7 protein-coding genes are annotated in these 9900 nt (G+C 37.0%); 1 reads left to right on the forward strand and 6 read right to left on the reverse strand.

The features are described from left to right. Positions 1-282: 282 nt before the first annotated feature. Complete coding sequence (locus tag IV84_RS04050; protein ID WP_056986148.1) at positions 283-1107, forward strand: metallophosphoesterase family protein; 825 nt, start codon at positions 283-285, stop codon at positions 1105-1107. A gap of 107 nt (positions 1108-1214) precedes the next feature. Here the strand turns inward: IV84_RS04050 and IV84_RS04055 are convergent, their stop codons facing one another. The 6 genes from IV84_RS04055 to rnc all read right to left on the reverse strand — a co-directional run bounded on the left by IV84_RS04055 (position 1215) and on the right by rnc (position 9768). Beyond that, positions 1215-2282: a hypothetical protein gene (locus IV84_RS04055; protein WP_046870845.1), complete on the reverse strand. Its 1068-nt coding sequence runs from the start codon at positions 2280-2282 to the stop codon at positions 1215-1217. A gap of 258 nt (positions 2283-2540) precedes the next feature. Then, the gene (gene ffh / locus IV84_RS04060) at positions 2541-3974 is read right to left on the reverse strand and encodes a signal recognition particle protein (protein WP_046870844.1); all 1434 of its coding nucleotides are present in this window, start codon (positions 3972-3974) and stop codon (positions 2541-2543) included. A gap of 17 nt (positions 3975-3991) precedes the next feature. Beyond that, a complete protein-coding gene (locus IV84_RS04065) occupies positions 3992-4333 on the reverse strand; it encodes a putative DNA-binding protein (protein WP_046870843.1) in 342 nt (113 codons plus the stop codon). A gap of 15 nt (positions 4334-4348) precedes the next feature. Beyond that, complete coding sequence (gene ftsY / locus IV84_RS04070) at positions 4349-5482, reverse strand: signal recognition particle-docking protein FtsY (protein ID WP_080945484.1); 1134 nt, start codon at positions 5480-5482, stop codon at positions 4349-4351. 17 nt (positions 5483-5499) lie between these two features. Next, positions 5500-9048: a chromosome segregation protein SMC gene (smc, locus tag IV84_RS04075; RefSeq protein ID WP_056986149.1), complete on the reverse strand. Its 3549-nt coding sequence runs from the start codon at positions 9046-9048 to the stop codon at positions 5500-5502. 18 nt (positions 9049-9066) lie between these two features. Further along, the gene (gene rnc / locus IV84_RS04080; RefSeq protein WP_046870841.1) at positions 9067-9768 is read right to left on the reverse strand and encodes a ribonuclease III; all 702 of its coding nucleotides are present in this window, start codon (positions 9766-9768) and stop codon (positions 9067-9069) included. Positions 9769-9900: the final 132 nt, after the last annotated feature.

Raw genomic sequence — 9900 nt, forward strand, 5'->3', positions numbered from 1 at the left:
AGTTTTTGAAAAAATTTAAACATTAAGTATCTATTTGATAAATTCAAAAAGCTCTAAACATCATAAGCATAGTTCCCACTGCATATATCGTTTAGAACCTTTTTATTTTTAGGGTTTAAAAGATAAATTTTTCTAAATTGTCAAAACAAGTCCGAACTTGCTGAATTTCCTGCTACTTAAGTAGTTCCGGATCCTACGAGTTTTGTCGTCAATACCATTTCGGCATGTTTTACAACACTATCCAAATTAAAAACTCCAATTAATAGAAAGAAGATTATAACCATGACAAGTATTGTTCATCCAAATACTGTTACCATTGCCGTCAGTGACATTCATGGTAATCTTGCTGTTTTTACCAAACTTAATGAACTGATTACCAAATACCCTGAAGCAAATCTTATTTTTATGGGCGATTATGTAGATGGTCACAAGCAAGGTTATCTGGTTCTCCAAAAAATTAGAACATATCAACAAACTCGTCCTAACCAAACTATCGTTCTAAAAGGTAATCATGAACAAATGCTATTGGACTACATGGCCAATCCGCAAGATCAGCTTTGGCTAGGAAACGGTGGCAAAGCTACCCTTAAAAAATGGATATATGAGCTGACCAGTCGGGGATATTCTATCGAAAGAGATCGTCTATTGGTAAAGGAAAAAAACATGGATATGCTAAATTGGATTGACTCTTTGCCAATTGACTATACACTTGATAACTTATACTTTGTCCATGCTGGCCTCGATTGGACTCGGCCAAATCCATTTATGACCTCTATTGAAGACAAGCTGTGGATTCGTGAGGAATATATTTATAAATCACCGTATAATACCAATATTTTTGCCCATAACTTTACAGATAAAACAATTATTACGGGTCACACACCAACCGTTTTAATTTATGGAAATTATGAAGATAATAGTAGGCCAGTCTTCTCAAACAATTTTGCTGACCAAACTATGCCGTGTCCCATCAAAAAAATTCAATATTCTAATGAGCAGGCTCGCTACTTTATTGATGGTGGTAATCATGTCGGTGATTCTCGAATTGGTAATATTGCAGTTTTTGATCAAACTAATGGTGAATTGATTGATAGTTATCAGGATTAATTAAGTACTAACGCAATAAGAAAGCACCGTAAAAATAAGCCGATCCCCAAATTATGGAGATCGACTTTTTAAATTTTTGAAACATAACAAAGACGAATCACTCTGAACTAGTCCCAAAACCACCCTAAATCCTCAGCAAACAATCTAAACAATTGCCAAGAAGTTAATCTTGGTGAACTTTCTAAAGGTAACAGTGCTTTTTCAATTGAAAGAGCCGTTTTTCGAACTTTAGGCGAATAACGATCCACATTCAGCCAATAACGATTCCCATGTGTATAGCCTTGAAGCTGATTAATGATTAATAAACTGACCGTTGTCGACTGCGTGGCTAATTTGGACAATAAATAAAATGCTAGTGGATTATCATCAGTAATCGCAGTTATATCTGAAAAATCAACCTTCTCTCCTACTGGACCCGTTGCCAAGAAAGAATCTTGATAACATTTATTTGCTAGTTCAGGATGTTGGTTATTCAGACTAAAAAAACTAGGATCAGACAAAACATCCAATTTACTTAGATTAGATTTTTCCAATTTTAACCAATATTGATGAATAACGGATGGATTCCAGTTAACAATCCACCAATCTAACTCTTGTCTTTTAATAAGCGTTTCTAAATCATTCAATGCCTTATCATTGTTAGCTGACCAGATATCAAGATATTTACCAAAATTATCTTTGTTTGCACTGTTTTGTTCCTGTTGATTTTGTTCCTGATTTTTTTGTAAATTCGTATTTATTTGTTTTACCTCATCGGCAACTTTTTCATTGTTAGTTTTGATATAGAGTTCACTTTGTCCATCGACAGTCACTGCAGCGATAAATTGCTGTTCCAATTCCGTTAGTTTCTGAGTAGTTGCCCATTTAACAATCAGATATAAAGTAACACTTTGTAAAATAAATTCTGCATCAAAATAAGAATGTTTATGTTGTAAAAATTGATAAGCTTGTTGCCATTGAGATTTGGTTAAATTTGGAAAATCGGTTTCTATTAAACGCATGATTTCTCGATGACCTTTTAAAACGCTGTGATCTGAAACTAAATCACTTACAGGGTCAGCCTTAAATGAATCTTGAATTGTCTTATGCATTGCTACACTTAATTCAGATTTAGATTCTAATTTCGGATAAAAAGCTTCTGGTTTAATTATGAAAGAAGAATTTTTTTGTTTCACAACTATTTCCTCAATTTCTTTAGGCTTATTTTACAAAAAATAGACAGAATACAAAAAAGTATTTGAATAATGTACGAGCCCCATAGATCCATCCAAATACTTTTATATGCTTATACCTATTAGAATAGCGATTCTAATATAAAATTACCATGGTTCCTTAATTAAATAAATTTATCTGAAAGCAACTTTTAGAAGTCGCTTTTTTCATTTTGCATGTTAGTCAAGAAGTGAGTTCAAATGAACAAAAGCCACGATAAATCACTTGTTTCGTTTATTCTTCTTCATCCGTTTCTTCTTACGTTTCTTACCTTTACGAACCATAGAATTCATGGCGAGCTTAGAGAGACGGCCACTTACGCCTTTACCCAGCATGCCTTCCATACCATTGAAGTTACCTTTGCTCATTTGGTTCATCATTTTCTTCATTTGACCAAACTGTTTGATCATTCGATTAACTTCAACAACTGGTCTACCAGAACCACCTGCAATTCGACGACGACGACTTGGGTTTAATAAATCAGGATCTTCCCGTTCAGCCGGTGTCATTGACATTACAATGGCCTTCATATGAGACATATCTTTAGGATCAATATTGACATTCTTCATAGCGGGATTATTGGCCATCCCTGGAATCATTTTCATGATATCTTCCATGGAGCCCATATTCTGCATTTGATCCATTTGATCGACGAAATCATTAAAATCAAAACTATTTTCCCGAATTTTTTCGGTCATGTCTTGAGCTTGTTTGTCATCGTATTCTTTTTGCGTCTTTTCAATCAGGGTAAGCATATCGCCCATCCCTAAGATTCGAGAAGCCATACGATCAGGATGGAAAACATCTAAGTCTTTCATCTTTTCGCCTTGTCCAATAAACTTAATTGGTTTACCGGTTACGGCCCGAATCGAGAGTGCAGCACCACCACGAGTGTCGCCATCTAACTTGGTCAAAACAATCCCGGTTACGTCTAATTGATTATTAAATCCTTCAGCCGTATTTACCGCATTTTGTCCCGTCATGGCATCGACAACTAACAAAATTTCATTTGGATGCGCTAAATCTTTGATTCGCGAAAGCTCATCCATTAATTTTTCATCAATTTGTAAACGACCGGCTGTATCAATAATGACATAGTCGTTGTTTTCTTCTTGAGCCTTTTGCAAACCTTGGCGCACAATTTCGACTGGATCAACATCCGTCCCTAATTGAAAAACAGGAACATCAATTTGTTGGCCAACCTGAACTAATTGATCAATCGCAGCAGGACGATAAACATCCCCCGCAATCATCAGCGGCCGTGCCTTTTGTTCATTTTTTAACTTTAAGGCTAATTTCCCGGCAGTAGTTGTTTTCCCGGCTCCTTGTAGCCCGACCATCATAATAATTGTTGGAATCTTTGGAGATTTGTTTAAGCCAACGGCACTATCGCCCATGACCTTAACCAATTCATCATTAACGATTTTGACAATCTGCTGCGTTGGATTCAAGCCATCTAAAACATCAGCTCCGATTGCTTTATCACGGACTGTTTTAACGAAGTTTTTAACAACTGTAAAATTAACATCAGCATCTAATAAGGCAAGCCGAATTTCACGCATTGCGCTCTTTAAATCTGATTCAGAAATTTTACCCTTTTTCCTTAATTTACTGAAAGCATTTTGAAGTCGTTCTGTTAAGCTTTCAAAAGCCATAGGTTAATCCCTACCTTTCATTCTGCTTCAATTGATTCTAAATTATCAATCAATTTTAGAAGTGTTTCATCTTGTGGATAATTTTTTTTGACATAGTTAGTTAAGCGGTCCGTTTGATGATTACGCGTTAAAAAATCACCATAAATATGCAATTTTTCTTCGTAATCCTCAAGAATCTGGACCGTCCTCTTAATATTATCATACACTGCTTGCCGACTCACGGCGTAATTTTCTGCAATTTCACCTAGTGAATAATCATCTGCATAATAAAGTTGCATGTAATTACTCTGTTTTTTGGTTAGTAAGGACCCATAAAATTCAAAAAGGAAGTTTATGCGATTATTTTTTTCTATTTCCATTTAATCACACCACTCCTATTTGCTTGTCTCCAAAAAATCACTAAACAAACCATCGACAAAATCTTTTGGTGAAAATGGACTTAGATCATCCACCTGTTCGCCCAATCCAACGTACTTAACGGAAAGATGTAACTGATTCCGAATGGCCAGTACGATTCCACCTTTGGCTGTTCCATCCAATTTTGTAAGAATAATTCCAGTAACTTCCGTGGTTTCTTTGAAAACCTTGGCTTGATTCATGGCATTTTGACCCGTTGTGGCATCCAAAACTAACAAAATTTCTTGAGGAGCATGCGGAATTTCACGCGTAATCACACGCCGCATCTTATCCAACTCGTTCATCAGATTAACTTTGTTTTGTAAACGTCCAGCGGTATCAACCAAAACCAAATCATAGTTTTCTTTTTTAGCCTTTTGAACCGCATCAAACACAACGGCCGCTGGATCACTCTTTTCGGGACCAGCAACTACGGGAACGCCATCACGTTTACCCCATTCTTGTAATTGTTCAATGGCACCAGCTCGGAAAGTATCACAAGCAGCCAATAGCACTTTTTTACCCCGCTTCTTAAACCGATTTGCGAGTTTACCAATGCTAGTCGTTTTACCAACCCCGTTGACTCCCACAAATAAGAAAACACTGGGACCTTCTGTGGCAAAAACCAGATGATTATCTTCAGTTGTTCCATTTCGTGTATAAAGCGAAACTAGCTTAGAAACAATCAAGTTTGAAATTACTTTTTGGTCTGTGACATGTTTGGATTCAATTTCTTCCCGAACTTCATCACTAATTTGGACCGCAGTTTCAAAACCAACATCGGCACCAATTAAAGTTTCCTCAAGATCATCATAAAAATCATCATCAACACCGCTAAAGTTAACAAAAAGGTCTGCTAATTTTTGTCCAAACGTGCGCCGAGATTTTTCGAGCCCCCGATTATAGCGATCAACCTCTTTATTTTGTTCTGTTGTCGCAGCTTGTGGATTGATTGGGACTTCTGGTGCTTTTTCTTCAACTGGTGCATCACTTTTTTCTTCCGCTGGTTTTTCAGCAACTGGTTTTTCTTTTGCTTGTTTTGCCAATGCTTGCTGTTCTTCTAGTGCTTGTTGTTCTAATTTCTTTTTCTTTCTTCGACCGAATATACTCATTGTGTTTTAGTTTCCTTTCATGAAAGATCTTCAAGAGACACAGAAGCCATCTTTGAAACGCCTGATTCCTGCATGGTTACCCCATACAAGACGTCGCATTCTACCATTGTACCCTTTCGATGGGTAATCACAACAAATTGCGTTTGTTGCTGGAAGTTGCGAAGATAATCAGCAAATCGACTAACATTAGCATCATCAAATGCGGCCTCAACTTCATCCAAAATACAAAATGGCACTGGTTTAACTTCTAAAATTGAAAAAAGTAAGGTAATTGCGGTCAAAGCCCGTTCTCCACCTGAAAGCAAACTCAAACGTTGGAACTTTTTGCCAGGCGGTTGTGCCTTAATTTCCAATCCTGTTGTTAGCAGATGCTCTGGATCCGTCAACTCCAGCTTGGCTTTACCACCGCCAAACATTCTGACAAACACCTTTGAAAATGAAGCTGAAACTTGATCAAAAGTGGTTTTAAACCGTGTGGCTGCTTCCGTGTCAATTTCATTAATGGTTTCCAATAATTGCTTTTGTGAAGTCATCAAATCATCTTTTTGTTCTGTTAAAAATTGGTGGCGGGTTGAAACACGTTGATACTCATCAATTGCACCCACATTCACATCACCAATTTCATCTAATCCCTTTTTGATAAGTTTTAATTGACGTTCTAGATCCTGCTGATCAATATCTAGCCTATCTTTTTTAGCCAATTCAAAACTTAGTTGGTATTTTTCACTTAAATCGTTCAATGCATGATCAACCTGCTCACTAACACGAGTTTGCTTAACCTTTATATCCTGCAAATCATCGCTTGCAACCGAATTTAGTTCTTGGACTCTTTGAAGGCCCGTTTCTTTTTGGGCCAACGTTTGTTCAAGAGTTTCAAAACTAGCCTGTTGTTTGCTTAATTCTTTCTTCAAGTTTTCAATATGTTGTTGATCACTTGCAAGCTCTTCTTGGGTTGTCTGACTTTTCGATCCTTGAACCCTTTGTTGCTTTTGTAAATCTAATTGTCGATTCTTGGCATCTAAAACCAATTGTTGGAGGCTCTTAATTTTCTGGTCACGCTCACTTAAAATTGTCTTGCCCTGCGTTAATTGAGCTTGGACAGTCGCTAGTTGCTCTCTAAGTTGCGTAATTGATTGTTGATTCGCATTTTGTGTCTGTCGTAATTGCGTAAGATCTGCCTTTTGTGTGTCCGTTTTTGTCGTAATTACAGTTAACTCATCGTTAAGCGATTTTTCCTGATCTGCTAAATTCGTTGACTGGCTTTCAAACGTATTCTTATAGTCACCTTTTTGGTTAAACTCATAGCTGACTGCATCAATTCGCCGATTAAGTTCCTTCACTTGGTTGGCAATCATCTCAAGTTGCCTTTGGGCATCCTTATACTGATCATTTGCAGTATTAAACTGTTGTCTAAGTTCGCTACCCTTAGTTTCCGCAGCGGTCATTTTTTGTTTAAGGTCCTGCACCAATTCCTCGCGATTTTCGAGTTCAGATTTCATTTGAGAAACCTGTTTACTTAAATCATTACGTTGCTGTTTTTGCGTTAATAATCCAGCTGTTTGATGCCGGTTAACACCACCGGTCATTGAACCAGAAGGATTAATAATTTCACCATTCAAGGTGACAAATCTCAGCCGCGCTGTAAGTTGTTTTGATATTTTTGAGGCATGATCTAAATCACTGGCAATTAAAATATTCCCTAGTAAGTATTGCTTAACAACAATTAGGCTTTGATCTGTTTCAACTAAATCTGAAGCAACTCCTTCAAACCCTTCGCTATTTTCAAGCTCTTGGCGAACTTTTGGTGAAATTTGTTTGGCCCGAATTGTGGTTAACGGTAGTAAAGTTACACGACCAGCACGATGCTGCGTCAAATATTGGATGATATTACGAGCATCCTGATCCTTTTTTGTAACTAGCTGTTGCAACTGACTTCCTAAAACTGTTTCAACGGCCTTGGTATACTTTTCTGGAACTTTTAACAAATCCGAAACGACACCAACTAGCCCCTTAAACTGATTCCGATTTTTCAACACACTCTGAACACCTTGATAAAAGCCTCGCAATTCTGTTTCAGAACTACTAAGGGTTTCTAATCGCGTTTTGGCTTGTTGATAAACTTGGATCGCTTGTAACCAACTATCTTGCCCCTGTTTTTGCTGATTTGTAAATTTTTGATAATCGGTTAGTGCTAATTTTAATTGGTCTTCTGCAACTGTAGTTTGTTTCTCTAACTGGGCAACCTTTTTTTGTTGATCAGCATAGCTTTGTTTTAAATCCTGTAACTGCGTCTGCAATTTAACTAAGTCAGCATTGACATGCAATTGTTGCTGACTGTCTTGTTCATAACTCTTCTTCAAATTAGCTTGCTCATTATGAACCTGTGCTAATTGTTGCATTTTCTCAATATATGACGCCTGTAACTGGTCAATTTTTTCTTGAGCATCCTGCTGACGTTGCTGCATTTCTTTTTCTGAAAGTTTGGCTAATTGTTTCTTTAAATTACCAACTGTCTTTTGATAGTCGCTAACTTTTTTCTCTAATTGTTGTTTCTGATCCTGATTTTTTTCTAGTTCTTGTTCATTTTTTTTAACTGACTGGCCTAGTTCTGCAACTTGTTGCTGTTGATACTTATTTTTTTCTGAATCAACATTTTGTTGTCCTGCTAAATTTTCATACTTTTTGGTTGTTTCAAGTAAGTCAGCCTGCAATTGATCTTTTTCTTTTTCTGAAACTTGCCGTTGATCTTTAAGATTTGTAACCGCAGCATTCAATTCTTTCTTTTGACTACTATACTGGGTGACCAATCGATTAGCTTCATCAATATCTGCTTGGGTAGTATTACTTTGCGTTTGTAATTTGTCAATCAAATTTACTAAACGCGTTTTATCCAGCTGATCAAATTGCTTTTTTTGATCCAAATAATCTTGTGCTAAACTACTTTGCTCTTCCAAAGGTTCAATTTGAGAGTGCAATTCTGCAATTAAATCACTAACCCGATCTAAATTATCATTCGTTTTTGTTAGTTCTTGTTCAGCTTTTTGCTTATCTTGTTTATACGCCAAAACACCGGCAACTTCTTCAATGATTGTGCGCCGGTCTTCTGGTTTACTATTAAAAATTGATTCAACTCTACCTTGAGAAATCACTGAAAATGAGTCTCTTCCGAGGCCAGTATCAATAAAAAGATTCAAGACATCCTTTAAACGACACTCATTTTGATTAATCAAATACTGACTGTCACCATTTCGAAACAGCTTTCGTGTGACACTGACTTCCGTAAAATCTGTTTTCAAAAAATGATCAGAATTATCGAATGTAATGGTCACTGCAGCTCGATTTAAAGGTTTACGATTTTGTGAACCAGCAAAAATAACGTCTGGCATTTTACCACCACGAAGGCTTTTGGCAGACTGTTCACCCATGACCCATCGGATAGCTTCAATAATATTACTCTTTCCACTGCCATTAGGACCCACAATGCCAGTGATTCCATCTTCAAAATTAATTGTTGTTTTATCAGCAAAGGATTTAAAGCTGCTGATCTGTAAGGCCTTAAGTTTCATGAACACCAAGCTCCCAATCTAAACATTTTTGACGCGTAATGCTTGTAAAGCATCCTTTGCAGCAGCTTGTTCCGCAATTTTCTTTGATTTTCCAGTGCCAACCCCAAGTTTTCGTTTATCATCAAAAACGGCCACTTCAAAATCAAGCTCATTATCAGGGCCAGCCTCATTTAAAAGATCATAATGAATTAAGGCATCCCCATCGCGTTGCAGCACCTCTTGCAAGTTGGTCTTGTAATCAATCACATGGTCAAATGCTCCAGTGTCTAACTTAGGGAATATAACCGTATGCACAAATTTCTCAACTGCTGGTCGCCCTTGATCAAGATATAAAGCCCCAACAAATGATTCAAAAATATCACAAAGAAGTGAAGAACGGTTGCGTGCGCCACCCTTTTCCTCACCCTTACCAAGACGGATGTATTGATCAAAATGGCATTCCCGAGCAAACTGACTGAAGCTTGTTTCACAAACCATTGCCGCTCTGAGGCGAGTTAATTTTCCTTGTGGCATTTCTGGATAACGTTTAAAAATATATTCTGACACAATTAATTGCAAAACTGCATCACCTAAAAACTCGATTCGTTCATAAAATTTCAATCCTTGATTAGGATGCTCATTTACATACGAAGCTTGAGTTAGTGCTTCATCCAAAAGACTCTCATCATTAAATTCAATTTGAAAATTTTTCTTTAGTTCCGCATCGATTGATTTTTTCATTTCACCCATCCTCTCTAAAATCCTTACCCTAATAGTATATCGTTTTTCGACGAAACTGCCTACTACTGGATCAATATACAAGTTGAGACCAGAACAAATTGGGGTCTACACTTTCTGGTATTGGTGAATAAC

The sequence above is a fragment of the Pediococcus damnosus genome (assembly GCF_001437255.1).
Lineage (GTDB): Bacteria > Bacillota > Bacilli > Lactobacillales > Lactobacillaceae > Pediococcus > Pediococcus damnosus.